The following is a 26,974-nucleotide window of genomic DNA, read 5'->3' on the forward strand; positions in this document are numbered from 1 at the left end:
GAGGACCCCATGAGCACCCATCACGACGACCCGGCGCTGGCAGCCGAGCGCGCGCACTTGACCCGTTCGCACGAGGCCCTGCGGCGGATGCGCGAGCAGACCGCCGACTGGCAGCAGGCCGCCGGGGGCGATTCAGTGAGCACCGCCGCGCTGAAGCGGACCCTCCACCGCCGGATGGAGAGCCTGGAGCAGGACCCGGACACCCCGCTCTTCTTCGGCCGACTCGACTACGCCACGGTGCTGGGGGCCGAGCTGGACGAGGCCTGCCATGTCGGGCGGCGCCACGTCACCGGCGAGGTGGGCGGTGCTCCGCTGGTGATCGACTGGCGTGCCCCGCTGAGCCTGCCCTTCTACCGGGCCCACGCCGCCGATCCGATGGGGGTGGCCAAGCGCCGGCGCTTCGGCTTCCAGCACGGCGAGATGACCGCCTACGAGGACGAGGACTTCACCACCGGCAAGGCCCTGCAGGCGGGGGAGGTCTCGGCGTTGCTGGAGGCCGAGATCGAGCGGCCCCGCACCGGTCCGATGCGCGACATCGTCGCCACCATCCAGCCCGACCAGGACCTCCTGGTGCGCACCGGGCTGGCGATGTCGATGGCCATCCAAGGGGCCCCGGGCACCGGGAAGACGGCCGTCGGACTGCATCGCGCCGCCTACCTGCTCTACGCCTTCCGGGAGACCCTGACCCGCCAGGGCGTTCTGGTGCTGGGGCCCACTGCGAACTTCCTGCGCCACATCGGCGAGGTGCTGCCAGCCCTGGGTGAGATCGACGTGCAGCAGGAGACCATCGACTCGCTGGTCGCCGGGGCCACGGGCCTGGAGGCGAGCGCCGTCGACGAGACGTCCCGAGCGGTGCTGCTGGGCGATGCACGGATGGCGGAGCTCTGTGCGCGCGCCGTCTGGGGCCATGTCAGTGAGCCCGAGCGGACCCTGGAGGTGGCGATGGGCGCCCGGGTGTGGCGGGTGCCACCGCACCACCTGACGGCTGCGGTGGCACAGCTGCGCAGCCGGGGTGTGCGCTACCTGGCCGGACGCGCGATGCTGCCGCAGCGCCTGGCCCACCAGGTGTTGCTGCGCATGGAGGTGAGCGGGGCGGTCACCGACGACCGGGTGCAGAGGCAGGTGGCGCGCAGCAAGGACGTCAAGGCGATGACCAATGAGCTGTGGCCGGCCCTGACCGTGCCGAAGCTGACCCACCAGCTGCTCACCGATCCCGAGCTGCTGGCCTGCTGCGCCGAGGGGCTGTTCACCGAGCAGGAACAGGAGCTCCTGCTGGCACCGCGCCGCACGCGTTCACCGCGCCAGCACCGGTGGAGTGCCGCCGAGGTGGTGCTCGCCGACGAGGTGGCCGACCTGCTCAACCGCACCCGGAGCCTCGGCCACGTGATCATCGACGAGGCCCAGGATCTGTCCGCGATGCAGCTGCGGGCCGTGGGTCGACGCGCCACCACCGGCTCGGTGACCCTGTTGGGCGACCTGGCCCAGGCCACCACCGCCTGGGCCAGCAGCAGCTGGGCCGGTTCCCTGGCACACCTGGGTCACCCGGAGGCGACGGTGCAGGAGCTCGTGGAGGGCTTCCGCGTGCCGGGCCTGGTGCTGGAGCTGGCCTCGCGGCTGCTGCCGACGATCGCCCCGCAGCTGTCCGCGCCGCGGTCGGTGCGCCACAACCGCGGGATGCTCGAGTTCCGGCGGGTCGACGACCTGGGTGTTGCCGTCGTGGAGCAGGCCCGTGCGCTGTCCGCGAGGGAGGGGACCTTGGGCATCATCGTCGCCGACAGCCGCGCCGAGAAAGCGGTCGACACCTTGGTCAGGGCCGGCGTGCTGGCCAGCCCGTCAGGCACCGACGAGCCCTCGCGGCTGGGGGTGGTGCCGGCCCGGCTGGCCAAGGGGCTCGAGTTCGACCATGTGCTGCTGGTCGAGCCGGCCGAAGTGGTGGCCGCCGAGGCCGACCGCCTGACGGGTCTTCGCCGTCTCTACGTCTGCCTGACTCGCTGCGTCAGCTCCCTGGTGGTACTGCACCGAGAGGCCCTACCTGACGAATTGGCCTGACTCCTGCACGGGCTAGCCCTCGGCGTGCGACGCTTGGCGCGACAACCGTCAACCCCTGTGTCAAACCATCACCGGAGGAAGTCTCGTGTCACAGTCCACATCCCCCACGGCCCATCGGCGCGGCCTAGCCCGCAAGGTTCTCACCCTGGCCCTCGGCGCCACCCTGGCAGGCACGGCGGCGCCACTGACTGCCCTGGCCGAGCCGGGCCCGCAGGCCTTCGTCTGCGACGAGGTCGGTGAGGTCAAGGCCGAGCGCGTCGGCAGCACCTGGCGCCTGGCCGAGGCCGGCGTGCTGTCCGTCGTCGAGGACGGGCTGGCCTGCCGGGCCGCCACCAGCGACGCCCAGGGCAACCTGTCCAGCAGTGGCGAGGCCGTCTTCGAGGTCAGCGTCGACACCGAGGAGCTGCTCGACCAGGCCGATGCAACCCTGGCCTCGCGCACGCAGCCCGAGGTCCGGGCGCAGGCCTCCGCCAACCCGGCCGGTTATGGCCCCGTGACCTCCTTCCCGTACCAGAAGGAGATGGCCGGCTACCTGGCGGGACGTTCGGGCAATGTGGCCGTGGCCTGGCGCAAGAGCGGCAGCTCGACGATCCACAGCTACTACAAGGGCCGTGCTACCAATGTGACGGCCAGCATCGTCAAGGTGCAGATCATGGCCACGGTGATGTACCAGGCCCAGCAGAAGGGGCGCGGCCTCACCGCCTGGGAGAAGTCGCAGATGGTGCCGATGATCCGGGTCTCGGACAATGACGCCGCCACCAACCTGTGGCGCCACGTGGGTGAGGCACCCGCCGTGCAGGCGGTCAACGACCGGATGGGCCTGCGCAGCACCGTCAACAACAGCGCTTGGGGCCTGACCGTCACCAGCGCCCCCGACAATGTGGTGCTGGTGGACCACTTCGCGCGCAAGAACCCGGTGCTGAACGACTCGATGCGCGCCTACGGCCTCTCGCTGATGCGCGGCGCCACCACCTGGGGCGTCAACCAGGGGCCCGGAACCGACATTGCCGTCAAGAACGGCTGGCTGCCGCGCACCGACGGCTGGCACGTCAATTCCATCGGATACAACCACCACACCCCCGGCGCCTACACGGCCGCGGTCCTGACGCACTCGGCCACGGGCAGCCTGGAGACGCAGAAGGCCACCATCGCCGGCGCCTCGCGGATCATGTACAAGCACCGCAATGACTCCGCCCCCTCCCCGGCTTCCCGAGTCGTACGAGGTGACTTCACCGGTGATGGCCGTGCTGACCTGTTCGGTGTGAAGGGCGACAGGCTCTTCCTCTTCCGCGCAGGCACCGACCGTCGCCTCACGGCTCCGGTGCAGGTGGGTGGTGTCGGCTGGTCCCGTTTCACCTGGCTCGGTTCGCCCGGCGACGTGACCCGTGACGGCATCACCGACCTGCTGGCCCGTGACATCGACGGCAACCTGCACCTGTACCGCGGCACCGGCAAGGGCACGCTGGGCTATGTGCGCCAGGTGGGGGTGCGCTGGAATGGCATCACCGCCTTCGCCACCGTCGGTGACTTCGACGGGGACGGTACCCCTGACCTGGTGGCTCGGGCCGCCAATGGCGACCTGCACCGCTACCGACTGCCCGCCACCGGCGGTGCCCGCGACGTGGGAGTGGTGGGGCAGCGTTGGGGCGGGATGCGCGCCCTGCTGGGCACCTCCGGGATCAACGGCGATGCCCGCGGCGACCTGCTGGCCATCCGTCACGACGGCAAGATGTTCGCCTACACCTCCACCGGGCGGTCCTTCGCCAATGGCCGCGAGGTGGGCCACGGCTGGCGTCCGAGTCTGGTGGCACTGCCCGGTGACCTGACCGGCGACGGCTACGAGGACATCGTGTACCAGACGACCTCCGCCTTGGCCACCTACCCGGTGCTGCGTGACGGGCGGGTGGGCACAGCTCACAACAACCCGACCACGGCGGCCGGGTTCAGGCTGCTCGGCTGATCCGGGACTGTCTGGACTGAGCTGTTCCCCGATGCAGCGGGGGCACGTCCACGCCGGGACGTGCCCTCGCTGCCCATGGCCCTCGCTGCTCGTGGCCGCCGTTTTGCGGCCCCTTGCGTGTGGCTTGTACCGCCAGACCCCTGCGGAACCGGGGGCGAGGATAGTGAGGCCGGCTCAGGCCTCCCGTGCTGGGTCGTTCATCCCTCGGGTCAGCACCAGCGTGGTGACGGCGAAGGTGAAGGGGATGGCCAGGATCCCCATCGCGAGGGTGGCATAGCGTTCGTCGACGCCGAGCCGCTCCACCAGGAGCACCGAGCCGAACGTCGTGAAGGCCAGGTTCACCAGGGTGGAGGCGGGGAAGGCGAGCAGCCGACGCCAGGTGGGTCGGACCCGGTAGGTGAACCAGCAGTTCATCAGGAAGCTGAACAGCACCGAGAGCACCCAGGCCAGCAGGTGGGCGGCCAAGTAGACCATGAGGAGCAGGGCCAGGCGGTAGCACAGGTAGTAGACGGCGGTATTGGCCACGCCCACCATCCCGAAGCGGACCAGGCGGGCCACGGACGGGCCCCATTTGGCACGAAGTTCACTCACTTCGGCCCCGCAGTGCCCTGCTGTCGTGCTCGACGACGTAATGGGGGCGCGCCTTCACCTCGGAATAGATCCGGCCGATGTACTCCCCGATCAGGCCCAGGCTGAGCAGCTGCAGCCCGCCGAACATGGTCACCACCGCAATGGTGGTGATGTAGCCGGGTGCCTGGACACCTTCCCTGCCCCAGTCAACCAGCAATGCGACCAGGTACAGCAACGCCACCGCGACGGCTGCGGCCCCGACTGCGGTCATCTGGCGCAACGGGCGGTCGTTGAAGCTGATCACGCCGTCCACGCCATAGTTGACCAGCGACCTGAACGACCACGAGGACTCGCCCTCGGCGCGGCCCACATTGGAGTAGGTGATCGTCCGGCTCGGGAATCCGATCCACGCGAACAGTCCCTTGCTGAAACGGTTGCGCTCGCTCATCGCCAGCAGGGCGTCCACGGCAGGACGCGAGAGCGCGCGGAAATCACCCTCGCCGTCCTGCAGGGTCACGTCGATCATCGAGTTGACCACGCGGTAGTAGGCCTTGCTGAGCTGGGTGCGCAGCCACGGGTCACCGGCCCGGTCACGTCGCGCGATGACCTGGCCGACAGCCTCCTGGCGAATGGGTTCGAACAACTGCGGGATCAGTGACGGCGGGTGTTGCAGGTCGGCATCCATGACGACCACCACATCACCGCGGGCCGCCCGCAGGCCCGCCAGCATCGCGGCCTCCTTGCCGAAATTGCGCGAGAATGACAGCACGTGGATGCGGGCGTCGCGCTCGGCCAGTGCCCATGCCACCTCGAAGGTGTTGTCGGGGCTGCCGTCATTGACCAGCACCACATCCAGATCGCCGTCGATCTGCCGGCCCAGGGTCGCGAGCTCCTCGTACAGGCGCGGAAGATTCGCGGCCTCCCCATAACAGGGAACCACGATGGAGAGCAAGAAGGTCACCGTCCAACCCTATTGGGGCCAGGTGGCACGCCCCTGGGGCGCGCCGCAGGAACTGACCAAGGATCCCTGCTGCGTTCACTACATTCGACACATGACCGCTGATCCCGCCGTGCGACGATCCCGGCTCGGACTGGCGCCGATGCTGGCACCCGGAGTGCTTGCGGCCGTGCTCACCGGTCTGTTGCACCTTGTCGTCATGTGGCGCAGCGGGATCTGGCCCTTGGGCAAGTCGTCGCGTGGTCTGAGTGACTACGGCTCGCAGTACCTGGCCTTCCACCAGACCTTGGGGCGGGTTCTGCGGGGCAGTGACCTGGTGGGGTGGGGCTTCAACTGGACCGCCGGCGGCGGTGTGGCCTTCCTGCCCGACTATGCCACCTATCTCGCCAGCCCCCTCAACCTGGCCCTGGTCTTCGCTCCACCCCACCGGATCGAAACCGCGCTCACCATCCTCACCCTGGCCAAGATCTGCCTGTCCGCGGCCACCATGGCCCTGTTGCTCAAGCACCTGGCACCACGGGCTGCGATCTGGCCCATCCCGCTGCTGGCAACCGCCTATGCCAGTTCCAGCTGGGTCTTCGACATCTCGATCTACACCCCCATGTGGCTGGATGGTCTGGCAACCTTCCCCTTGCTGTGCCTGGCTGCGTGCTGGACGGCCGCCGTCCGGCACCGGCTGGCCTCGATCGCACTGGTGGCCCTGTCGTGGTGGTCCAATTTCTACACCGCCTACATGGCAAGCCTGGGGGCAGCGCTCTTCCTGCTCATCTGGCTGGCTGCCACGAGCCGCACGTGGTTGGGCGCCCTGCGGGCAGTGGCCCGTTTCGCCGTGGTCGGCATCATCGGGGTCCTGTGCACCGGCGTGCTGCTGGTCCCCACCGCGCTGGCCGTCTCCAGGGGGGTTCCCTTTGGCCTCGACCACTTCGACCTGATCGAAACCTCCTTGTTCGTGGCCAAGCTCTTCCCCCTGGGCGAGGGAGTCCAGGCCACCCCCGCCATCTGCGCCGGCTCCTTGGTCCTCGTGCTGGCCTCGACGCTACTCTTTCCCCGCGGGCTGCCCGTGCGCGAAGCACTTGCCTGGCCGCTCGGCGTGGCTGCCGCGCTCCTCTCCATGCGTCTGGAAACCACCGTGTGGGCCTGGAACATCTTCGACTTCCCCAACGGCAATCCCTACCGGTTCAGTTTCACCGTGGTCGGCCTGCTGGTGGTCACGGCGTGGGTGGCAGTGCAGCGGGGCAGTCTGCGTGCACAGACGTCCACCCTGGCGTGGCCCCGGGTTGAGTCCATGACGGCGGCTGCCGTCGTGGTCGTCGGCTTGCTGGCCGTGGCCTCGGGGGCGGAACCGATCCAGCACTTCTCGCAGGCCAGCCACTACTGGGTGTGGCCCAGCGCCACGATCGTGCTCACCCTGGTGGCCAGTGTGCTGACCCATCGCGGTGCCCGCGCGGCGGTGGTCACGGTGGTCATCGTCCTGGGGGCGGGGGAAGTGGTCGCCTCGGCACAACACATCGATCGCGAGATTCGCAATTTCCTCGGCGCATCACCACTGTTCGACCACCGGGCCAGCGCAGCGCTGGGTCGGGCACAGGCAGCCACCAGTGCAGCCCAGTGGCCCACTCATCGCGTCTCGGGCGCACGTCCCGGTGGAGCAACGCCGTGGACCGCACTCAACGAGCCCGAGCAGCTCGGCTACCCGGGCCTTTCCTACTACAGCTCGAACATGCCGTTGTCCGTGGCCACGACGTGGAAGGGCCTTGGCATGACCGCCACGGCCAATGGGCGCATGATCACCGCCGCCCAGGACCCTGCGATGGCAGCCCTCGCGGCGGTGGCGATCGAGGCCAATTCCGTCGACATGGACGACACGGTCCAGCGCAAGGCCTTCCCCATGGTCCGTCTCGCCCCGGCCCCCAGCCATCCGGTGGGGGGCCTTGCCCAGGCCTTCTCCAACCGCAACCTGTTGGTGGAAGAGCCCATCCTCCATCCTGCGATTGCTGGCCGGGACGGCCGGCCCTTCAAGACACCCTTGGTGATCGCTGCGCGCCACAGTGCCGATCTGACGGTCAGCTGCCCCGCCGGTATGACCTTGCAGGTCCAGCTGGCAGGGCGTTTCGCGGCGCTCACCTGGCAGGACGATGCCACGGGAGAGCAGCGTCAGGTGAAGACCGACGGCAACCAGATCATCACCGTCCAGCCCGGGCGCACCACGGTGCAGGTCAAGGCCATCAGACCGATCACCCTGCATCCGGGAGACCTGGCCTGCCTGGACCTGGCCGAGCTGGAGAGACAGGTCGACGCCACCCAGGTGCCGGCAATCACGGCGTCACCTGGCCGCATGGCAGCACGATTTGCCACTCCCGTCAGCGGGGAGGTCGTGCTCGCGACCGCCGCCCAGGAGGGATGGAGCTGCCACGCGGACGACCAGCCGGCCCCCACGGCCTCACGGGCGGGGTTGCTCACGGTCCCGGTCGAGAACGCGTCGGTGGTCGAGTGCCGCTACCGCACGCCAGGGCTCACAGCAGGACTCCTGTGCAGTGGCCTCGGCCTGGTCATGGCCGTGGGCTTCGTGGTCCTGCCGAATCTTTGGCGAGTTCGTCGTCGATGAGCTCCCGCCAGGTGCGCACCAGCGGAGCGTCCACATAGGCCTTGTACTGGCCCAGTGGGCGCGCCGCCTTGCCGATGTGGAAGGAACGCACGCCGGCCCGCGCCAGCCAGGGGACGTGTTCGGGGTGCAGCCCGCCGCCTGCCATCACCAGCGACGCAAGGCTGGGGTCCGCGGTGCACCGGGCCAGCAGCTCGTCGAGCCCGTGCTCGACGCCTCGAGCTGATCCGGCAGTGAGCACCTGGTCGAGCCGAGGCAGTCGGGGCAGCACCCGCCAGGCCTTGTCGGCGTCAAGCACCTGGTCGACGGCCCGGTGGAAGGTCCATGGGCAGTCGGCGGTCTCGGCGAGCGCGACGCAGACCTCGGTGTCCACCTCGTCATAGCCGTTGAGGAAGCCGAAGACCACCCCGTCGGCGCCCGCGTCGCGATAGGCGTTCACCAGGCCCTGCAGCCGGACGAACTCCCCGCCGTCAGTACCGAAACCGGGCCGCAGCCGCACCATGGGCCGCAGCTCCACACCGGTGGCGGCACGCACCTTCTCCACCATGGCCGGCTCGGGTGACATGCCGCCGTCGTCGAGGGTGCCGAGCAGTTCGATGCGGTCCGCACCACCATCCTCGGCGCGACGGGCATCGGCGTCGTGCAGGCAGATCACTTCGAGCAGTGCGGGCATGGCTTCATCGTGCCCGGCCCGGCCCTGAACGTCGAGCCCCTCAGCGGGCCCCGTAGTGCGACGGTTCCTGTCACGGTGGGCGTGACATGGCTTTGGAGGCTGGTGGTGCCGCGAGGACGAGTCCTAGCCTCAGCACCGCCGGCACCGTGCCGGCCATCCACCACAGGAGCACTTCATGCGCAGCACTCGTTGGGGCGGCCTCGTCGCCGCCCTGGCCCGTGCCACCGGACTGGCCAGCACCCCGGCCCCGCCCGGGCCGTCGACCTTCCCACCCCGGACCAGCCAGGTGGACTGGCAGCACCCCACTCCCCGGTGGCTTCCCAGCCCACGGGCAGGGCCCGGTGCACCGGCTGTGGACCACCGCCTCGATCGCCGCGAGCACCCGTCCTGGAATGGTGCCGCAGGGCGCCAACGACTTCTCCTGCCGGCCGCGCCCCGGTGAGAACCCGGTCGTGCTCGTGCCGGGCACCGGCGAGGACACCTTCGCCAACTGGAGCTGGATGTCGTCGATGCTGAGCCGCGACGGCTGGTGCGTCTACACCTTCACCCACAACCCGTCGACGGGCCCGGCAGGCCGGCTGCAGGAGTCGTCGGCCTTCTCCGGCGACATCCGCAGCTCGGCAGCAGTGCTGGCGTGGTGGACACCGTCCGGGAGCGCACCGGCGCCGAGAAGGTGGACCTGGTGGGCCACTCACAGGGTGGCGGACCGCTACCGCGGGCCTACCTGAAGTGGTACGGCGGCACCGCGAAGGTGGGACACCTGGTGGGCATCACCCCGTCGAACCATGGCACGACGGCCGGCGGTCTGGCCCAGCTGCTGCGCGACACCAATGCCGCCACCAATGGCTACCTGTTCGACCATGCGAAGCGGCACAACATGATGGCCACGCCGCAGCAGCTGGCCGGCTCCAGCTTCCTCACAGAACTCAATGCCGGGGGCCTCACCCAGCCGGGCGTGCGCTACACGGTGATCGCCTCGCGGCACGACGCCACCATCACGCCGTGCACGAACTCCTTCATCCGCGAACCCGGTGTGGTCAACCAGACCCTGCAGGACTTCTGCCCGGCCGACACGCCCGGGCGGTGCCGGTGAACTGCACCCGGGTGCCGGCCCTGGGCTGAGCAGTCGGGCTCCCGGACAGGCCGAAGGGCGGCTCCCCTGGTGGGGAGCCGCCCTTCGGACGTGGTGCGACTGTGCGTCAGCAGGGCTGGATCAGAAGCCCATGCCGCCCATCTCGTCGCCACCGGGCATGGCCGGGGCAGCCTTCTCGGGCTGGTCGGCGATGACGGCCTCGGTGGTGAGGAAGAGCGCCGCGATGGAGGCGGCGTTCTGCAGGGCAGAGCGGGTCACCTTGGCCGGGTCGATGATGCCCGCCTCGACCATCTTCACGTACTCGCCGGTGGCCGCGTTGAGGCCCTCGCCGACGGGCAGGTTGGCGACCTTCTCGACGATGACGCCACCCTCGAGGCCGGCGTTCAGCGCGATCTGGCGCAGCGGGGCCTGGGCGGCCTGCAGCACGATCTGGGCGCCGGTGGCCTCGTCACCCTCGAGCTGGTCGAGCTTGACGTTCTTGGCGGCCTGGATCAGCGCCACGCCACCGCCGGGGATGATGCCCTCCTCGACCGCAGCCTTGGCATTGCGGACGGCGTCCTCGATGCGATGCTTGCGCTCCTTGAGCTCCACCTCGGTGGCCGCGCCGACCTTGATGACGGCGACGCCGCCGGCCAGCTTGGCGAGGCGCTCCTGCAGCTTCTCGCGGTCGTAGTCGGAGTCGGAGTTCTCGATCTCCTTGCGGATCTGCGAGACGCGACCGGCGATCTGGTCGGCATCGCCGGCGCCGTCGACGATGATCGTCTCGTCCTTGGTGATGCGCACGCTGCGGGCCTGGCCCAGCAGCTCCAGGCCGGCGGTCTCCAGGGAGAGGCCCACCTCGGAGCTGATGACGGTGCCACCGGTGAGGATGGCGATGTCGGCCAGCATGGCCTTGCGGCGGTCGCCGAAGCCGGGGGCCTTGACGGCCACGGACTTGAAGGTGCCACGGATCTTGTTGACGATCAGGCCGGCCAGGGCCTCGCCGTCGGTGTCCTCCGCGATGACCAGCAGCGGACGGCTGGACTGCATGACCTTCTCGAGGACGGGCAGCAGCTCCTTGAGCGAGGAGACCTTGCCGTCGACCAGCAGGACGTAGGGGTTCTCCAGCTCCGCGACCATCGACTCGGTGTCGGTGACGAAGTAGGGGCTGATGTAGCCCTTGTCGAAGCGCATGCCCTCGGTGAGCTCGAGGTCGAGGCCGAAGGTGTTCGACTCCTCGACGGTGATGACGCCTTCCTTGCCGACCTTGTCCATCGCCTCGGCGATGATCTCTCCGACGGTGGTGTCGGCGGCGGAGATCGACGCGGTGGCGGAGATCTGCTCCTTGGTCTCGACGTCGATCGCCATGGTGCCCAGCTCGTCGCTGATGGCCTTCACGGCGGCCTCGATGCCCTTCTTCAGGCTCATCGGGTTGGCCCCGGCGGTCACATTGCGCAGGCCCTCACGGACCATTGCCTGGGCCAGCACGGTGGCGGTGGTGGTGCCGTCGCCAGCGACGTCGTCGGTCTTCTTGGCGACCTCCTTGACGAGCTCGGCACCGATCTTCTCGAAGGGATCCTCGAGCTCGATCTCCTTGGCGATGGACACGCCGTCATTGGTGATGGTGGGGGCGCCCCACTTCTTCTCCAGGACGACATTGCGGCCCTTGGGGCCGAGGGTGACCTTGACCGCGTCGGCGAGCGTGTTCATGCCACGCTCGAGCCCGCGGCGGGCCTCGATGTTGAATTCGATCAGCTTTGCCATGGTCTTTCGGGAGTCCTCCCGCGTCAGGGGCCGTGGGCCCCGGGTGTGTGTCAAATGTCTGGGTCGAGGTCATCGGATGCCCGCGACGGACGGCCCCTGGGGCCTCATCGTCGACCTCTGGTTGGCACTCGGTCGAGCCGAGTGCCAAGTCCATTTTTAGCACTCGCCACCCACGAGTGCAAAGATCTCGCGCCCTGTCACGGCTTTGTGGCGGTGCCCACCGACCAGACACGGCGATGCCCGGCCCCTGCGGGGGCCGGGCATCGCCGCAGCGTGTAGAGCTGGCTACGTCAGTTGTTCTGGTCGCCGACGATGTCGTTGGCCTTGCCCTTGACCTCGTCAACCTTCTGGTCGACCTTGTCCTTGGCCTGCTCGACCTTCTGGCCGGCCTTGCCGTCGAACTCCTGGGCAGCGCCCTCGGTCTGCAGACGCTCGTTGTCGGTGGCATCCCCGGCGGCCTGCTTGGCCTTTCCGGCGATCTGGTCCTTGGCGTTCTCGAGCTTGTCACCGATACCCATGGAATCCTCCTCCTTGCGTCCCTTCGGACGCTACGGCGTGCGTTTGACCCAACGCTATCCCGCAACCGCCTGCCCAGGAAGGACTTCCGCGGCCGGCGAAATCCGTCGCCTGATGTCTCACCGCACCAGGGGTGCCGCAGAACGGGCCAGGCGGCGCTGCTCGCGAAGGCGGCGCAGGCGCCGCACGAGCAGCGGCTGGTGGGCCAGCGCGGCGGGATGGTCGAGCAGCTGGTTCAGCACCTGGGTGTAGCGCGGCAGGGACATGTCGAAACGATCACGAACCTCCTGCTCACGTTGTGCCTGGTCGAGCCGGGAGGCGTCCTGTTCGAAGTCGAGGATGGCCTGCTGCCACTCCTCCAGGGGTTTGTCGGGCAGGGCAATGGGTTGGGACATGGGCTCGATCCTAGGCGCCGCCACCGACAACCGCAGTCAGCGGCGACCAGCAGCCACCATCCTGAGGAAGGACCAAGCAGAGCCCTTGGCAACTCGGCGCGAAGGACCCCCCACCTGTCAGACTGGGACGCGCAGCATCCCGACCCTCCTCCCACCAGAAGGATCCGCACCCATGCAACCGATGGCTGGAACCATCCAGAACTACGTCTGGGGATCAACCACCGCGATCGCCGAGATCCTGGGTCACGAGCAGACCGGTGAACCCCAGGCCGAGTACTGGCTCGGGGCACATCGCAGCGCTCCGTCGGTCGTCGCCGGACAGCGACTGGACACCTTGGTGGCCGAGCATCCCGAAGTGGTCGGCCAGGCCAGTGTCGAGCGTTTCGGGCCGGTGCTGCCCTACCTGTTGAAGATCCTCGCGGCGAACCAGCCCCTCTCGCTGCAGGCACATCCCTCGCGGGAACAGGCCGAGACCGGTTTCGCCCGGGAGAATGCCGCGGGCGTGGAACTCACCGACCCGACGCGCACCTACAAGGACGACTGGCCCAAGCCGGAGCTGATGCTCGCCCTGACCCCCTTCGACGCCCTGTGCGGCTTCCGCGAGCCGCTGCGCACCGCGGAGCTCTTCGAGCAGCTCGGCATCGCCCAGCTCGACCAGATGGTCGCTCCCCTGCGCCTGCGGCGTGGGGCGGCGGGGCTCGCCGAGGTCTTCCTGGACGCCCTGGGCCGCGACGAGGCCCACCAAGGCCTGGTGGACGAGACGGTGGCCCGCTGCCTGGTGCACGCCACCGAGGAGGGCGAGTTCGGCGACTTCTGCCGCACCGCGGTGATGCTCGACGAGTTCTACCCGGGCGACAGCTCGATCCTGGCGGCACTGATGATGAACCGCTTCACGATGCAGCCCGGCGACGGGGTCTACCTGCCTGCCGGCAACATGCACGCCTACCTCAAGGGCACCGGCATCGAGATCATGGCCAATTCCGACAATGTGCTGCGCGGCGGGCTGACCACCAAGCACATCGACGTCGACGAGCTGGTCGCCGTGGTGGACTTCGACGCCGCCCCGGTGGAGCTGGTGCGCGGCGAGCAGCAGGCACCGGGCCTGCTGCACTTCCCGACGCCCGCCCCCGAGTTCTCGCTGTGGCAGGTGCAGCCCGCCGAGGGTGTCGACGTCGAGCTGCCGGCCACCGATGCCGGTCGCGTGCTGCTGGTGGTCGACGGGGAGGTCCGTGACGCGAAGGGCACTCGCCTGGGCAAGGGCGAGTCGGCCTTCATCACCGCCGGGGAGGCCGTCACGCTGTCCGGCTGTGGCACCTGCTTCCTGGCGGCCCCGGGCCTCTGAGACGGGCTCGCCGAACCGGGCAGCTTGTCCTGACTGGCCGCCCACCGGCACAATTGAGCGGTCGGCCACGGTCGGCACGCCTCCGTAGCTCAGTAGGTAGAGCGCCTCTCTTGTAAAGAGGATGTCGCGGGTTCGACTCCTGTCGGGGGCTCCATGACGATCCGCCCTGTGCACTGCGTGACAGGATGGACGGGTGACTGATCCCACCACCACTTCCCAGCCCTCCCCCACCGGTGTCGAGCCGGGCACCTGGGAGCGCATCGTCGCCCAGAACCCCGAGCACCCGCGCAACTACGCCGAGCGCTTCCGCCGGATGGCCGCCGAGGGTGCCGACCTGTTGGGCGAGGCCCGTTTCGTCGACGCGATGGCCCCGCGCGGGGCGCGCATCTTGGATGCCGGTTGCGGCCCGGGCCGGCACGCCAGCTGGCTCTCCGAGCGTGGTCACGACGTGGTGGGCGTCGACCTGGACCCCACGTTGATCGAGATCGCCGGCCAGGAGGCCCCCGGGCCGCGCTATGTGGTGCAGGACCTGACGCTGCTCGACCTGCCCGCCCAGGGCATCAGCGAGCCCTTCGACGTGATCCTGTGCGCCGGCAATGCGATCGCATTCCCGGCCCCGTCGAGCCGTCCGCGGATCCTGGCCAACCTGGCCCGGCACCTGGCCCCCGAGGGGCGGTGCGTGATCGGTTTCGGTGCCGGCCGCGGCTACGAGTTCTCCGACTTCCTCAACCAGGCGGCCGCGGGCGGGCTGGAGCTGCAGCTGGGCCTGTCCACCTGGGACCTGAAGCCCTTCCGTGAGGACTCGGACTTCCTGGTGGCCGTCTTCGGCAAGGCCCGGTGATGGCCACCACCTTGGAGGTGGTGCGCGGCGACATCACCTCGCTGGCGGTGGACGTGGTGGTCAATGCCGCCAACTCCGGCCTGCTGGGCGGGGGTGGCGTCGACGGCGCGATCCACCGCGCCGGCGGGCCCGAGGTGCTGGCGGCCTGCCGCGAGCTGCGACGCACGAGCCTGGTCGACGGCCTGCCTGCCGGCCAGGCGGTGGCCACCACGGCGGGACGAATGCCGGCCCGGTGGGTGGTGCACACCGTCGGGCCCGTCTTCAGCAGCCGCGAGGACCGCTCGGACACGCTGGCCTCCTGCTACCGGGAATCGCTGCGGATTGCCGACGAGCTCGGTGCGCGCAGCATCGCCTTCCCCACCATCTCGGCCGGCGTCTACGGCTGGCCGATGGACGATGCGACGCGGATCGCGGTCCACACGGTGCGTGCCACGTCGACGCGGGTGGAGCGGGTGCTCCTGGTGGCCTTCAACGAGCAGGCGGAGCGGGGCTACCGGGTGGCGCTGACCGGCTGAGGCTCAGCGGGCCTTCTTGGACTGCGACCAGAAGGTGGAGCCGAAGATGAAGACGACCAGGGCGATGGCCACGTAGTTGGCGTACTTGGCGTACTCCTTGAGCAGCACGACGGCGGGCTCGCCCACGCTCCACCCGAACCAGAAGTAACCGAGCAGCCAGCAGGTGCTGGCGACGAAGTCGAGCGCCATGAACTTCTTCCAGCTCATGCCGGTGGAGCCGGCCAGGACGAAGATCACCTGCATCAGCGGCAGCGGGATCGGCACGTAGGCGACGAACATGCCCAGCCAGCCGAGCTTGCGGGCCCAGCCCTCGGCGCGCGCATAGTTCTTGGCGGCCCGCTTCGACTGGCCGGCCCAGACCTCGATCATGCCGCGGCCCCAGAGCTTGCCGGCCCACCAGAAGACCCAGTCGAACTTGATGCTCATCAGCGATCCGAGCGCCAGGTAGAACCACCAGTGGGGCGCGAGTCCCTGGCTGGCCAGGGCGCCCATCGCCGCCGTGCCGGAGCGTGACCCGGTCAGGGCGACGAGCAGGGGCGGGTTGAGCCCGAGCAGCCATCCGCGCAGCGGCAGCATCGCCAGTCCGAAGAGCCCCATGAAGGCGATCCAGGCCATGCACGCCTTGTCGGCGCGGCCGGGTTCGTGCTTCCACGGCAGGCCCTCGTTGTCCCACCAGGCCTTCGCGTCGTCGGCGGTGGCCATCGTCACGGGCGCTGCACCCACGGCGGGCTCGTCGGTGGCGTCCGGCGCGGGGCGTGCCCGCCAGGGGTCGGGGCTGCTGGTCACCGCGCCAGCGTACCCGCCCCCTGGCCGTCGGCAGCCTCAGCCGACCTCGGCGCGCGCCTTCTCGAAGGCGGCGACGGCGGCCTCCAGGTCCTCGCGGCTGAGGCGGGCCGACATCTGCGTGCGGATGCGCGCCTTGCCCTTGGGCACCACCGGGTAGCTGAAGGCCCGCACATAGATGCCCTCGGCCAGGATGATGTCGGCCATGGCGGCGGCCTTGACCGCGTCACCGATCATGACCGGCACGATCGCGTGGTCGCTCTCGGGGATCTCGAAGCCGCGACGGGTCATCTCCTCGCGGAACCAGCGGGTGTTCTCGTTGAGCTGCTCGCGCAGGCTGTCCGACTGCTCCAGCAGCTCGATGGTGGCCAGCGTCGCACCCGCGATGGAGGGGGCCAGCGAATTGCTGAACAGGTAGGGCCGGCTCTTCTGGCGCAGCATCTCGACCACCTCGGAGCGGGCGCAGGTGTAGCCGCCGGAGGCCCCACCCAGGGCCTTGCCGAGGGTGCCGGTGATGATGTCCACACGGTCCTGCACGCCGTAGCGCTCCGGGGTGCCGGCGCCGTGCGTGCCGACGAAGCCCACGGCGTGGGAGTCGTCGACCATCACCAGCGCGTCGTACTTGTCGGCCAGGTCACAGATCTCGTCCAGCGGCGCCAGGTAGCCGTCCATGGAGAAGACGCCGTCGGTGGCGATCACGCGACGCCGGCAGTCCTGCGAGGCCTTGAGCTGCTCCTCCAGGTCGGCCATGTCACGGTTGCGGTAGCGCAGGCGACGGGCCTTGCTCAGTCGCACGCCGTCGATGATCGAGGCGTGGTTGAGCTCGTCGGAGATGATCGCGTCCTGCTCGCCGAAGAGGACCTCGAAGAGGCCGCCGTTGGCGTCGAAGCAGGAGGAGTAGAGGATCGTGTCCCATTCCCCCTCGCCCTGGGAGCTCTCGGGCGCGGGGGGATCGAAGGGGGGTCGTCCCCCCTCGCCCTGGGAGCTCTCGGGCGCGGGGGGATCGAAGGGGGGTCGTCCCCCCTCGCCCTGGGTGACAGGATGCAGGAAGCCGGTGATCTTGCTCTCCAGCTCGGTGTGCAGGTCCTGGGTGCCGCAGATGAAGCGCACGCTGGCCATGCCGAAGCCCCAGCGGTCCAGGGCGTCCTTGGCGGCCTGGACCAGTGCCGGGTCGTCGGCCAACCCCAGGTAGTTGTTGGCGCACAGGTTGACGACCCGTCGTCCCTGCACGTCGATGTGGGCGCTCTGGGCGCTCGACAGTGGCACCTCCACCTTGTAGAGGCCCTGTTCCTTCAGCTCGGCCAGTTCGGCGGCCAGCTCGGTGGTGATCGTCCTGCTCACGGCTCAGCTCCAGTCCATCACGACCTTGCCACCGCGGCCGTTGCCCGCGATGGTGAAGGCCTCTCGGTATTCGGTGTAGGGCAGGCGGTCGGTGATCACACCGGAGATGTCCAGCCCGGATTCCAGCAGCACGGTCATGGCATACCAGGTCTCGAAGATCTGGCGGCCGGTGACGCCCTGCAGGGTCAGCATGTTGAAGATGATCTTGCTGAAGTCGATCTCGGTGGGTCGCGCGGGGGTGCCCAACAGGGCGATGCGACCTCCGTGGGTCATGTTGTCGATCATGTCGGACAGGGCCCGCCCCGAGCCCGACATCTCCAGGCCGATGTCGAAGCCCTCGCGCATCTTCGCGCTGTCGAAGATCGACGACAGCGGCGTCTGGGCGGGGTTGACGGCGTGGACCAGCCCCAGCGAACGCGCCAGCTCCAGACGCTCCTCCGACAGGTCGCTGATCACCACGTGCCGGGCCCCGGAGAACTGCGCCACCAGCGCGGCCATGATCCCGATCGGGCCGGCACCGCTGACCAGCACGTCCTCGCCCAGGGCCGGGAACTGTAGTGCGGTGTGCACGGCATTGCCGAAGGGGTCGAAGATCGCTGCGACGTCGGGGTCGACGTCGACGCGGTGCTCCCACACATTGCCGGCCGGCATGGCGAAGTACTCACTGAAACAACCGGGCACCATGTAGCCGATGCCCTGGGTGTTGCGGCACAGGTGCCGCTTGCCGGCCAGGCAGGCGCGGCAGCGGCCGCACACATAGTGGCCCTCGCCGCTGACGAACATGCCGACCTTGAGGTCCTCGACGGCGCTGCCGAGCTCGACGATCTCGCCGCAGAACTCGTGGCCGATCGTCAAGGGGGTGGGCACGACCCGCTGTGCCCACGGGTCCCAGTGGTCGATGTGAAGGTCCGTGCCACAGATCCCGGTGCGCAGCACCTTGATCAGCACCTCATTGGGCCCGATCGTGGGCTCCGGCACGTCGACGAGCTCGAGCCCGGGCTCGGGCCTGACCTTCACCAGCGCCTTCATCACTTCTCCTCACGCCATCGTGGGACCGCAGGACATTCGGTCGTGCCCCCGATGCTAACCAAGTCCTTCGCCTGCGCGCGGGTGGGGCGCAAGGAACGGGGGCGCCGTGATCAGAGCGTGGTGAAGCGGTGCGTGGTGCGCGGCTCGGCCATCAGGTGGCTGACCGCCTCGCGCCAGGCCAGGAAGTGCGCTTGGGTCTTGTGCGACTCGACGTCCTCGAGGCTGCGGTAGTGCTCCACGAGGCAGAAGCGGGTGGGATCGGCGAGGCCCTGGACGAGTTCGAAGTGTTCCACGCCGGGCTCCTGGCGACTGGCCTCGGCATTGCGCTGGCTTGCGGCGATGAACTCGTCGACGCCTTCGGGAGTGGTGTGGACAAGGCAGTGGGTGATGATCATGTGGCCCCTGTCTGGGTGGTGGTGTGGACCCATCATCGCACCGGCCACAGCGGCTCTTCAGCCCAGAATCGGGGACCACTCTTCACCTGCTGTTCATCATGTGCAACCCTTGGAGACGTGGACAGAAGGCCGTCCACGATTTTTCCACTACGGATCGTCGGGCACGTACCTGCCCGTGGAGAGGAAGTGTGGCAATGGCCACCGTCAGTTTCAGGGACGCTTCGCGCGTCTACCCGGGCGCCGACCGCCCCGCCGTCAACAAGCTCAACCTCGAGATCGGCGACGGCGAGTTCATGGTGCTCGTCGGCCCCTCCGGCTGTGGCAAGTCCACCAGCCTGCGCATGCTCGCCGGACTCGAAGAGGTCAATGCCGGCAGCATCCACATCGGTGACCGCGATGTCACCGACCTGCCGCCCAAGGACCGCGACATCGCGATGGTCTTCCAGAACTACGCGCTGTACCCGCACATGACGGTCGCGGACAACATGGGCTTCGCCCTCAAGATGCAGAACGTCCCCAAGGAGGAGCGCAACCAGCGCGTCCTGGAGGCCGCCAAGCTGCTCGGCCTGGAGGACTTCCTGGCCCGCAAGCCGAAGGCCCTCTCGGGTGGCCAGCGCCAGCGTGTGGCCATGGGCCGCGCGATCGTGCGCAACCCGCAGGTCTTCCTGATGGACGAGCCGCTGTCGAACCTGGATGCGAAGCTGCGCGTGCAGACCCGTACCCAGATCGCGGCCCTGCAGAGCCGTCTGGGCGTCACCACCGTCTACGTGACCCACGACCAGGTCGAGGCCATGACGATGGGTGACCGCGTCGCCGTCATGAAGGACGGCGTCCTGCAGCAGGTCGACACCCCGCTGGCCCTCTACGACACCCCCGCCAACCTCTTCGTCGCCGGCTTCATCGGTTCGCCGGCCATGAACCTGACCACCGGTCGCGTCGTCGACGGTGGCGTGCAGGTGGGCGACTACGTGGTGCCCGTGGCCCGTGAGACCCTCGCCAAGGCCCCGAACGAGCAGACATTGACCATCGGCATCCGCCCGGAGAACTTCACCATCGCCCCCGACAACAACGGCATCCCCGTCGAGGTCGCCGTGGTCGAGGAGCTCGGCGCCGACGGCTACATCTACGGCGTGCTGGCCCACCTGCCCGACGACGAGAAGCTGACCGCCAGCCAGATCGTGGCCCGTATCAGCGGTCGCGTGCAGCCCCAGCGCGGCAGCACGGTGCGCCTGGCCGTCTCGCCCGAGAGCGTGCACGTGTTCAGCAATGAGACGCAGGAGCGCCTCTCGCCGGGGACCAACAGCGCCCGCTGATCCCGCCGCAGCACCCCTTGCGGACCCCGCCACCTGTCCGGTGGCGGGGTCCGTCACGTCTCACGAATTCACTGCCGGAACAGGCACTCTAGCTGGACTCCTAGGCTGGAGTGACACCCTGACCCCCACCCAGGAGACCATCGTGAGCCAGCAAGACCACAGCCTCGGCCGCACAACCCGTGGGCTTCGCACCGGGCTGGGACGAGACAGCTCGCACCGGGCGGTGGTCCCTCCGGTGCACCTGTCGACCAACTATGTCTTCGACGGTCTCGACGGGCGCGGCGACTACGACTACTCGCGCAGCGGCAACCCGACCCGCGACCTGCTGGCCGAGGCACTGACCACTCTGGAGGGTGGCGCCGGCGCCGTGGTGACCAACAGCGGCATGGCGGCGGTCACCCTGGTGGTCAACACCGTCGTCGGGGGTGGCGGCCGGGTCGTGGCACCCCACGACTGCTACGGCGGCACCTGGCGCCAGCTGATGTGGCTGGCGGACAAGGGCGTCCTGGAGGTGGACTTCGTCGACCTCACCGAGCCCGAGAGCGCCCGGCAGGCACTGTCGCGCCCCGCCGACCTGGTGCTGGTGGAGACCCCCTCCAATCCGCTGCTGCGCCTCACCGACATCGCACTCGTGGCGGAGCTGGGCCATGCCGCCGGGGCGGTGGTGGCCGTCGACAACACCTTCTGCTCCCCTGCCCTGCAGCTGCCGCTCGACCTGGGTGCCGACCTGGTGCTGCACTCCACGACGAAATTCCTCAACGGCCACTCCGACGTGGTGGGCGGTGCGGTGATTGCGCGCAGCCCGGAGCACGCAGAGCAGCTGCGCGGCTGGGGCAACTGCCTGGGACTGACCGCCGGCGCCCTGGACTCCTACCTGGTGCTGCGCGGCCTTCGCACCCTGGATGCCCGGATCAGGGTGCACGAGGAGAACACCCGCGCCATGGTGGAAGTGCTCACCAGCCACCCGGCGGTCTCGGCCGTGCACCATCCGTCGCTGCCGTCACATCCCGGGCACGAGCTGGCCCGTCGCCAACAGTACGGCGGCTTCGGTTCGCTGCTCAGCTTCGAGCTGCACGGAGGACTCGCGGCCGTCAAGCGCTTCAGCGACGGCCTGCAGCTGCTGCTGCTGGCCGAGAGCCTGGGCGGGGTGGAGACGCTGGTCTGTCATCCGGCCACCATGACCCATGCCTCGATGCCGCCCGAGGTGCAGCAGGCAGCCGGGCTGAGCGAGTCACTGTTGCGGCTGAGCATCGGGATCGAGGGCGCCGACGACCTGGTGGCCGACCTGCGGGCAGCACTCGACCGCGCCCACGCTGCCTGACTCACGCCCACTGCCCCGGATTGTCAGCACGGATGGCACCATGGTGGGGTGCCCCGATTCCTGTCCGCCAAACCTGACGCCCGGCTGATCCCCCTGCCATGGTCGACCCCCCTCGCCAGCTGGCCGGCCGAACAACTCGTCGCGCTCCCCCGCGGCATCTCGCGCCACGTCGTGCGCTTCATCCGCGTCGACGACCAGGTCTATGCCGCCAAGGAGGTCATCGAGCACCTGGCCATCCACGAGTACCGGATGCTTCACGACCTGATGCGCCTGGGCACTCCCTCGGTGGAGCCGCTGGGCGTGGTGACCGGCCGCGTCTCCGAGAACGGGACCCCGCTGGACCCGGTGCTGATCACACGCCACCTGCAGTTCTCGCTGCCCTACCGCTCCCTGTTCAGCTCCGGCGTGCGCCAGGACACCGTGATGCGCCTGATCGATGCGCTCGTGGTCCTGCTCGCCCGGCTGCACCTGCTGGGCTTCCTGTGGGGCGACGTCTCGCTGTCCAATGTGCTCTTTCGTCGCGACGCCGGCGAGTTCGCCGCCTACCTGGTGGATGCCGAGACCGGTGAGCTGCACGACAAGCTGACCAATGGCCAGCGCGAGCACGACCTGCAGATCGCGCGCACGAACCTGTTCGGCGAGTTCTGCGACCTGGAGGCCGGCGGCCTGCTCGACGAGTCGCTCGACCCGCTGAGCCTGGTGGACAACATCGAGAACCGCTACCGCGAGCTGTGGACCGAACTGACCGGCGTCGAGGAGTTCGGTGGCAATGAGCTGCACCGCATCGAGTCGCGGGTGCGGCGCCTCAACGCCCTGGGCTTCGACGTCGCCGAACTGGACATCGTCACCTCGCCCAGCGGCGACACCGTGAGGATCCAGCCCAAGGTGGTCGATGCCGGGCACCACTCGCGGCGCCTGCTGCGCCTGACCGGGCTGGACACCGAGGAGAACCAGGCACGCCGCCTGCTCAACGACCTGGACACCTACCGGGCCCGCACGAACCAGCAACACGTCGACGAGGCCCAGGTCGCCCACCAGTGGCTCACCCAGTGCTTCGAACCCGCCGTCACCACGATCCCGCCGGAGCTGGCGGGCAAGCGCGACCCGGCCCAGTTCTTCCATGAGGTGCTCGACTACCGCTGGTATGCCAGCCAGCGCAGTGGCTACGAGGTCTCCATCACCGACGCCGCGCACGGCTACATCAATGACATCCTGCGCAACCTGCCCGACGAGGCGCTGGCCGGCGACCCGACCGAATCCGGCCAGCGGGTGCTGGCCAATCCTTTCGACCCCTCGCAGGGATATGCCGACGACAACGACGAGGCCCCCTATGACCCGTGGGAGGAGGGGATCGAGGACGATGAGGAACCGCCGCTCAACGGCTTCGACATCTTCGCCCTGCGGGCCAAGGCCAGGGCGGGGCTCGACGAGGCCTGAGGGGCCACGAACTGCATCAGCGGCCGCGCGGGTGGGGGTCGACTAGACTGCGGGGGTGAACTTTCGCCTCTACGACAGCGCCTCGCGCCAGCTGACCGACTTCGTGCCCCTCGTGCCGGGCAAGGTGTCGATCTACCACTGCGGCCTGACCGTGCAGAGTTCCCCGCACCTGGGCCACATCCGCAAGGAGGTCGTCTTCGACGTCCTGCGTCGCTGGCTGGCCTTCAGCGGCTACGAGGTGACGATCGTCGCCAATGTGACCGACATCGACGACAAGATTTTGGCCAAGAGCGCCGAGGCCGGCGTCGAGTGGTGGGCCCACGCCTACCACTACGAGAACGAGTTGCACGCCGCCTACCGTTCGCTGGGCTGCCTGCCACCCACCTACGAGCCGCGCGCCACCGGGCACATCCCCGAGATGGTGGAGCTGATCGCCGAGCTCATCGAGAAGGGCCACGCCTACCCGGCCCCCGATGAGTCGGGTGATGTCTACTTCGATGTCAAGAGCTGGCCCGCCTACGGCAGCCTCAGCCACCAGACGGCCGACGACATGGCCGCGGCCGAGGACTCGGACCCGCGCGGCAAGCGCGACCCGCGCGACTTCGCCCTCTGGAAGGGTTGGAAGCAGGGCGAGCCGACCACCGCGTCGTGGCCCTCCCCGTGGGGCCGGGGCCGCCCCGGCTGGCACATCGAGTGCTCCGCCATGGCCGGCAAGTACCTGGGTGATGCCTTCGACATCCACGGTGGCGGGCTGGACCTGCGCTTCCCGCACCACGAGAACGAGCTGGCCCAGTCCACTGCGGCCGGGCGCCCCTTCGCCAAGTACTGGATGCACAATGCCTGGGTCACCATGGCCGGCGAGAAGATGAGCAAGTCGCTGGGCAACACCGCGCAGGTCACCGAAGTGACCAGGCAGTACAACCCACGCGCCGTGCGCTTCTTCCTGCTGGCACCGCACTACCGCAGCATGATCGAGTTCTCGCCTGCCGACGAGGACTCGCGCGGCTCGCTGGTGGAGGCCGAGAAGGCGATCGAACGGATCGACTCCTTCCTGGAGCGCGCCGAGCCCTTCCAGACCGAGGGCCACGAGGATGCCGACCCGATGGCCCTCATCGGCGCCGACTTCATCGCCGCGATGGACGAGGACCTGGGCACCCCGAAGGCCGTCGCGATCCTCTTCGACCGGATCACCCAGGGCAACAAGGCCATCGCGGCCCAGGACGCCGCTGCCGTGGGCGAACACCTGCGCGCGGTGCGAATGATGCTGCAGGTCTTCGGACTGGCGCCGGATGCCCCCGAGTGGGCACACCTGGCCACCGAGGGCGGCTCCAACCTGGAGCCCGTCGTCGACTCCCTGGTGCAGAACCTGCTGGCACAACGCGCCGAGGCCCGCGCCACCAAGGACTGGGCGACGGCCGACGCGATCCGCGACACCCTGGCCGCAACCGGCCTCAAGATCACTGACACCCCTGAGGGTGCCCGTTGGGAACTGGAGAACTGATGGCAGGCAATTCGTCACGCCGAGGCGCGACCACGAAGGGCAAGGGCAAGACCGTCGGTTCGGGCGGGCGGGTCCGCAAGGGCCTGCAGGGCCGCGGCCCGACACCGAAGGCCGAGGACCGTCCCTACCACAAGGCCTACAAGGGCAATGTGAAGCCGGGCACCACCAAGGAGCAGCTGGCCCGTCGCCAAGGCGGACGCAGCGCCTCGGGCAAACCGGCCGGCAAGGTCGGTGCCGAGTGGGTGGTGGGCCGCAACCCGGTCTTCGAGGCCCTGCAGGCCGGGATGCCGGTCAAGAGCCTCTACGTCGCCGAAGGCGCCGAGCGCGACTCGCGTCTGGCCGACGTGCTGAAGCTGGCCGCCGAGAACTCGCTTCCGCTGCTGCAGATCACCCGCAATGAGCTGGACCGGCTCACCGGCGGGGCCGTCCACCAGGGCCTGGCGCTGCAGCTGCCCAGCTACGAGTACGCCCACCCCGACGACCTGATGGCCGACTCGCTGGACGGCGAGACCGCCCCGCTGGTCGTCTTCTGCGACGGCATCACCGACCCGCACAACCTCGGCGCGATCATCCGCTCGGCGGCCGCCTTCGGTGCCGACGGCGTGCTGATCCCCGAGCGTCGCAGTGCGTCGATGACGGCGGTGGCGTGGAAGAGCTCGGCCGGTGCGGCTGCCCGCATCCCGGTGGCGATGGCCACCAACCTGAACCGCGCGATCGACTCCTACTCCAAGGCCGGCTTCACCATTGTGGGCCTGGCCGGTGAGGGTGACGTCGAGATCGGCGGAATCCCCGGCGTCGACGGCCCCCTGGTGGTGGTCGTCGGGTCCGAAGGCGACGGGTTGGCGCGCCTGACCCGCGACAAGTGCGACCACCTGGTGAGCATCCCGATCGCCTCGGCCGTCGAGAGCCTCAATGCCTCGGTCGCCACCTCGATCGCGCTCTACGAGATCAGCCGCTGCCGCTGAGGCACTGACTCCCACGCTCATGTGTTGGGGTCCGGTCCTGCAGGACCGGACCCCAACACATGAGCGGAGATGCGGAGCACAGGGACCGTTGAAGGCCACCCTTCGACCGATGCCCGGAGCGAGGCACTACATTGGAGGGCAAGCCATCCGACAAGCCCCGCAGGAGTGCAACCGTGACCAGTGATGTCACCACCAACGAGGCGATCAGCAGCGCCTACCGGACCATCCTCGACGTGATCGGCACGGTGGAGCCCCGCATCGCCGACGCCACGCGCCAGGAGCTCGCCGACCAGCGTTCCAGCCTCAAGCTGATCGCCAGCGAGAACTACGCCACCCTGCCGACCCTGATGACCATGGGTACCTGGTTCAGCGACAAGTACGCCGAGGGCACCGCCGGGCACCGCTTCTACGCCGGCTGCCAGAACGTCGACACCGTCGAGAGCGTCGCCGCCGAGCACGCCCGCGAGCTCTTCGGCGCCGAGTACGCCTACGTGCAGCCCCACTCCGGCATCGACGCCAACCTGGTGGCCTACTGGGCCATCCTGAACAAGCGCATCGAGAGCCCCGAGCTGGAGCGCCTGGGAGCCAAGACCGTCAACGACCTGTCCGAGCAGGACTGGGAGACGCTGCGAAAGACCTTCGCTGAGCAGCGCGTGATGGGCATGAGCCTGGACGCCGGCGGCCACCTGACCCACGGCTTCCGCCACAACATCTCCGGCAAGATGTTCCACCAGCGCGCCTACGGCACCGATCCCGAGACCCAGCTGATCGACTACGACAAGCTGCGCGCCGACGCCAAGGAGTTCAAGCCGCTGATCCTGATCGCCGGCTACTCCGCCTACCCGCGCCGGGTGAACTTCGCCACGATGCGCGAGATCGCCGACGAGGTGGGCGCCACCCTGTTCGTCGACATGGCCCACTTCGCGGGTCTGGTGGCCGGCAAGGTCTTCACCGGCGAGGAGAACCCCGTCCCCTACGCCGACGTGGTGGCCTCCACCACCCACAAGAGCCTGCGCGGCCCCCGTGGCGGCTTCGTGCTGAGCACCAAGGAGTACGCCGACAGCATCGACAAGGGCTGCCCGATGGTGCTCGGTGGCCCGCTGAGCCACATGATGGCGGCCAAGGCCGTCGCCTTCGCCCAGGCCCGTCAGGAGTCCTTCCAGGCCTACGCCCAGGACGTCGCCGACAATGCCAAGACCCTCGCCGAGGGCCTGATGAAACGCGGCGCCAAGCTGGTCACCGGCGGCACCGACAACCACCTGGTGCTGCTCGACGTCACCAGCTTCGGCCTGACCGGCCGCCAGGCCGAGTCGGCCCTGCTGGATGCCGGCGTGGTCACCAACCGCAACTCGGTGCCCAGCGACCCCAACGGCGCCTGGTACACCTCCGGTGTCCGCCTGGGCACCCCGGCGCTGACCAGCCGCGGTTTCGGTGCCGACGAGTTCGACACCGTTGCCGAGCTGATCGTCGACGTGCTGAACAACACCACCCCGGTGACTGCCAGCACCGGCAAGCCGGGCAAGGCCAAGTACACCCTGGCCGACGGTGTGGCCGACCGCACCAAGGCTGCTTCCGCCGAGATGCTGGACAAGTTCCCGCTCTACCCCGGCCTGGAGCTGTGACCCCGGCCTG

General features: G+C 69.0%; 24 protein-coding genes and 1 tRNA gene. 15 read left to right on the top strand and 10 right to left on the bottom strand.

Translation table 11 applies throughout. From position 1 onward, the window contains the following. The first annotated feature begins 9 nt into the window (after positions 1–9). Both ACYVKA_RS08335 and ACYVKA_RS08340 read left to right on the top strand, forming a co-directional pair. Positions 10–2,049 carry a HelD family protein gene (locus ACYVKA_RS08335; RefSeq protein ID WP_460704516.1) on the top strand — a complete coding sequence of 680 codons (2,040 nt, stop codon included), beginning with the start codon at positions 10–12 and terminating at the stop codon, positions 2,047–2,049. An 85-nt stretch (positions 2,050–2,134) separates the two neighbouring features. Continuing rightward, the gene (locus ACYVKA_RS08340; protein WP_460704518.1) at positions 2,135–4,009 is read left to right on the top strand and encodes an FG-GAP-like repeat-containing protein; all 1,875 of its coding nucleotides are present in this window, start codon (positions 2,135–2,137) and stop codon (positions 4,007–4,009) included. Positions 4,010–4,183: 174 nt separating this feature from the next. Here the strand turns inward: ACYVKA_RS08340 and ACYVKA_RS08345 are convergent, their stop codons facing one another. Then, entirely contained in the window at positions 4,184–4,567 is a 384-nt protein-coding gene (locus ACYVKA_RS08345) for a GtrA family protein (RefSeq protein ID WP_460704520.1), read from the bottom strand. 25 nt (positions 4,568–4,592) lie between these two features. Then, entirely contained in the window at positions 4,593–5,540 is a 948-nt protein-coding gene (locus ACYVKA_RS08350; protein ID WP_460704522.1) for a glycosyltransferase family 2 protein, read from the bottom strand. Positions 5,541–5,631: 91 nt separating this feature from the next. On the opposite strand from ACYVKA_RS08350, the gene ACYVKA_RS08355 reads away from it, so the two are divergent. Continuing rightward, on the top strand, positions 5,632–8,142 hold the full coding sequence (locus ACYVKA_RS08355) for a YfhO family protein (protein ID WP_460704524.1): 2,511 nt from the start codon (positions 5,632–5,634) through the stop codon (positions 8,140–8,142). Here ACYVKA_RS08355 and ACYVKA_RS08360 read toward each other — a convergent pair. Beyond that, entirely contained in the window at positions 8,087–8,812 is a 726-nt protein-coding gene (locus tag ACYVKA_RS08360; protein ID WP_460704526.1) for a copper homeostasis protein CutC, read from the bottom strand. The two genes, ACYVKA_RS08355 and ACYVKA_RS08360, sit on opposite strands and share 56 nt — an antisense overlap. 341 nt (positions 8,813–9,153) lie before the next feature. On the opposite strand from ACYVKA_RS08360, the gene ACYVKA_RS08365 reads away from it, so the two are divergent. Both ACYVKA_RS08365 and ACYVKA_RS08370 read left to right on the top strand, forming a co-directional pair. Continuing rightward, the gene (locus ACYVKA_RS08365; protein WP_460704528.1) at positions 9,154–9,540 is read left to right on the top strand and encodes an esterase/lipase family protein; all 387 of its coding nucleotides are present in this window, start codon (positions 9,154–9,156) and stop codon (positions 9,538–9,540) included. Next, complete coding sequence (locus tag ACYVKA_RS08370; protein ID WP_460704530.1) at positions 9,447–9,905, top strand: alpha/beta hydrolase; 459 nt, start codon at positions 9,447–9,449, stop codon at positions 9,903–9,905. The genes ACYVKA_RS08365 and ACYVKA_RS08370 overlap by 94 nt, the downstream gene beginning before the upstream one ends. A 120-nt stretch (positions 9,906–10,025) precedes the next feature. Here ACYVKA_RS08370 and groL read toward each other — a convergent pair whose 3' ends face one another. From groL to ACYVKA_RS08385, 3 genes are all read right to left on the bottom strand, one after another. After that, the gene (gene groL / locus ACYVKA_RS08375) at positions 10,026–11,648 is read right to left on the bottom strand and encodes a chaperonin GroEL (protein ID WP_394274849.1); all 1,623 of its coding nucleotides are present in this window, start codon (positions 11,646–11,648) and stop codon (positions 10,026–10,028) included. A 290-nt stretch (positions 11,649–11,938) separates the two neighbouring features. Continuing rightward, on the bottom strand, positions 11,939–12,166 hold the full coding sequence (locus tag ACYVKA_RS08380) for a CsbD family protein (RefSeq protein WP_460704532.1): 228 nt from the start codon (positions 12,164–12,166) through the stop codon (positions 11,939–11,941). A 117-nt stretch (positions 12,167–12,283) separates the two neighbouring features. After that, complete coding sequence (locus tag ACYVKA_RS08385; protein ID WP_460704534.1) at positions 12,284–12,559, bottom strand: DUF3263 domain-containing protein; 276 nt, start codon at positions 12,557–12,559, stop codon at positions 12,284–12,286. Between the two features lie 172 nt (positions 12,560–12,731). On the opposite strand from ACYVKA_RS08385, the gene manA reads away from it, so the two are divergent. The 4 genes from manA (at position 12,732) to ACYVKA_RS08405 (ending at position 15,257) form a co-directional block, all read left to right on the top strand. Then, positions 12,732–13,901 carry a mannose-6-phosphate isomerase, class I gene (manA, locus tag ACYVKA_RS08390; RefSeq protein ID WP_460704536.1) on the top strand — a complete coding sequence of 390 codons (1,170 nt, stop codon included), beginning with the start codon at positions 12,732–12,734 and terminating at the stop codon, positions 13,899–13,901. 78 nt (positions 13,902–13,979) lie between these two features. Beyond that, positions 13,980–14,055: transfer RNA gene (locus ACYVKA_RS08395), tRNA-Thr, on the top strand. Positions 14,056–14,094: 39 nt separating this feature from the next. Next, positions 14,095–14,742, top strand: coding sequence for a class I SAM-dependent methyltransferase (locus ACYVKA_RS08400; RefSeq protein WP_460704538.1), 648 nt, complete (start codon positions 14,095–14,097; stop codon positions 14,740–14,742). After that, complete coding sequence (locus ACYVKA_RS08405; RefSeq protein WP_460704540.1) at positions 14,742–15,257, top strand: O-acetyl-ADP-ribose deacetylase; 516 nt, start codon at positions 14,742–14,744, stop codon at positions 15,255–15,257. Before ACYVKA_RS08400 ends, ACYVKA_RS08405 begins: the two co-directional genes overlap by 1 nt. 3 nt (positions 15,258–15,260) lie before the next feature. On the opposite strand, the gene ACYVKA_RS08410 is transcribed toward ACYVKA_RS08405, so the two are convergent. From ACYVKA_RS08410 to ACYVKA_RS08425, 4 genes are all read right to left on the bottom strand, one after another. Then, positions 15,261–15,959: a DedA family protein gene (locus ACYVKA_RS08410; RefSeq protein ID WP_460704905.1), complete on the bottom strand. Its 699-nt coding sequence runs from the start codon at positions 15,957–15,959 to the stop codon at positions 15,261–15,263. Positions 15,960–16,079: 120 nt separating this feature from the next. Then, positions 16,080–17,369 carry a glycine C-acetyltransferase gene (locus tag ACYVKA_RS08415; protein WP_460704907.1) on the bottom strand — a complete coding sequence of 430 codons (1,290 nt, stop codon included), beginning with the start codon at positions 17,367–17,369 and terminating at the stop codon, positions 16,080–16,082. Between the two features lie 15 nt (positions 17,370–17,384). Further along, positions 17,385–18,410, bottom strand: a complete 1,026-nt coding sequence (tdh, locus tag ACYVKA_RS08420) for an L-threonine 3-dehydrogenase (RefSeq protein ID WP_460704542.1) — start codon at positions 18,408–18,410, stop codon at positions 17,385–17,387. A 110-nt stretch (positions 18,411–18,520) separates the two neighbouring features. Then, positions 18,521–18,805, bottom strand: a complete 285-nt coding sequence (locus ACYVKA_RS08425; RefSeq protein ID WP_460704544.1) for a putative quinol monooxygenase — start codon at positions 18,803–18,805, stop codon at positions 18,521–18,523. 194 nt (positions 18,806–18,999) lie between these two features. Between ACYVKA_RS08425 and ACYVKA_RS08430 the strand changes: the two genes are divergently transcribed. From ACYVKA_RS08430 to ACYVKA_RS08455, 6 genes are all read left to right on the top strand, one after another. Then, the gene (locus tag ACYVKA_RS08430; RefSeq protein ID WP_460704546.1) at positions 19,000–20,118 is read left to right on the top strand and encodes an ABC transporter ATP-binding protein; all 1,119 of its coding nucleotides are present in this window, start codon (positions 19,000–19,002) and stop codon (positions 20,116–20,118) included. 142 nt (positions 20,119–20,260) lie between these two features. Next, positions 20,261–21,439 carry a cystathionine gamma-synthase gene (gene metB, locus ACYVKA_RS08435; RefSeq protein ID WP_460704548.1) on the top strand — a complete coding sequence of 393 codons (1,179 nt, stop codon included), beginning with the start codon at positions 20,261–20,263 and terminating at the stop codon, positions 21,437–21,439. A gap of 48 nt (positions 21,440–21,487) precedes the next feature. Next, complete coding sequence (locus ACYVKA_RS08440; RefSeq protein WP_460704550.1) at positions 21,488–22,876, top strand: DUF4032 domain-containing protein; 1,389 nt, start codon at positions 21,488–21,490, stop codon at positions 22,874–22,876. A gap of 55 nt (positions 22,877–22,931) precedes the next feature. After that, entirely contained in the window at positions 22,932–24,377 is a 1,446-nt protein-coding gene (cysS, locus tag ACYVKA_RS08445) for a cysteine--tRNA ligase (RefSeq protein WP_460704552.1), read from the top strand. After that, a complete protein-coding gene (gene rlmB, locus ACYVKA_RS08450) occupies positions 24,377–25,342 on the top strand; it encodes a 23S rRNA (guanosine(2251)-2'-O)-methyltransferase RlmB (protein WP_394275128.1) in 966 nt (321 codons plus the stop codon). Before cysS ends, rlmB begins: the two co-directional genes overlap by 1 nt. Before the next feature lie 173 nt (positions 25,343–25,515). After that, positions 25,516–26,964: a glycine hydroxymethyltransferase gene (locus ACYVKA_RS08455; RefSeq protein ID WP_460704554.1), complete on the top strand. Its 1,449-nt coding sequence runs from the start codon at positions 25,516–25,518 to the stop codon at positions 26,962–26,964. The last annotated feature ends 10 nt before the right edge of the window (positions 26,965–26,974 follow it).

Source organism: Luteococcus sediminum (assembly GCF_054783495.1).

Coding starts and splice junctions, on each gene's coding strand:
- tdh (WP_460704542.1), bottom strand. CDS start 18,410: ATGAAGGCGCTGGTGAAGGTCAGGCCCGAGCCCGGGCTCGAGCTCGTC.
- rlmB (WP_394275128.1), top strand. CDS start 24,377: ATGGCAGGCAATTCGTCACGCCGAGGCGCGACCACGAAGGGCAAGGGC.
- ACYVKA_RS08425 (WP_460704544.1), bottom strand. CDS start 18,805: ATGATCATCACCCACTGCCTTGTCCACACCACTCCCGAAGGCGTCGAC.
- manA (WP_460704536.1), top strand. CDS start 12,732: ATGCAACCGATGGCTGGAACCATCCAGAACTACGTCTGGGGATCAACC.
- groL (WP_394274849.1), bottom strand. CDS start 11,648: ATGGCAAAGCTGATCGAATTCAACATCGAGGCCCGCCGCGGGCTCGAG.
- ACYVKA_RS08380 (WP_460704532.1), bottom strand. CDS start 12,166: ATGGGTATCGGTGACAAGCTCGAGAACGCCAAGGACCAGATCGCCGGA.
- ACYVKA_RS08335 (WP_460704516.1), top strand. CDS start 10: ATGAGCACCCATCACGACGACCCGGCGCTGGCAGCCGAGCGCGCGCAC.
- ACYVKA_RS08360 (WP_460704526.1), bottom strand. CDS start 8,812: ATGCCCGCACTGCTCGAAGTGATCTGCCTGCACGACGCCGATGCCCGT.
- ACYVKA_RS08410 (WP_460704905.1), bottom strand. CDS start 15,959: ATGGCCACCGCCGACGACGCGAAGGCCTGGTGGGACAACGAGGGCCTG.
- ACYVKA_RS08355 (WP_460704524.1), top strand. CDS start 5,632: ATGACCGCTGATCCCGCCGTGCGACGATCCCGGCTCGGACTGGCGCCG.
- ACYVKA_RS08385 (WP_460704534.1), bottom strand. CDS start 12,559: ATGTCCCAACCCATTGCCCTGCCCGACAAACCCCTGGAGGAGTGGCAG.
- ACYVKA_RS08430 (WP_460704546.1), top strand. CDS start 19,000: ATGGCCACCGTCAGTTTCAGGGACGCTTCGCGCGTCTACCCGGGCGCC.
- ACYVKA_RS08405 (WP_460704540.1), top strand. CDS start 14,742: ATGGCCACCACCTTGGAGGTGGTGCGCGGCGACATCACCTCGCTGGCG.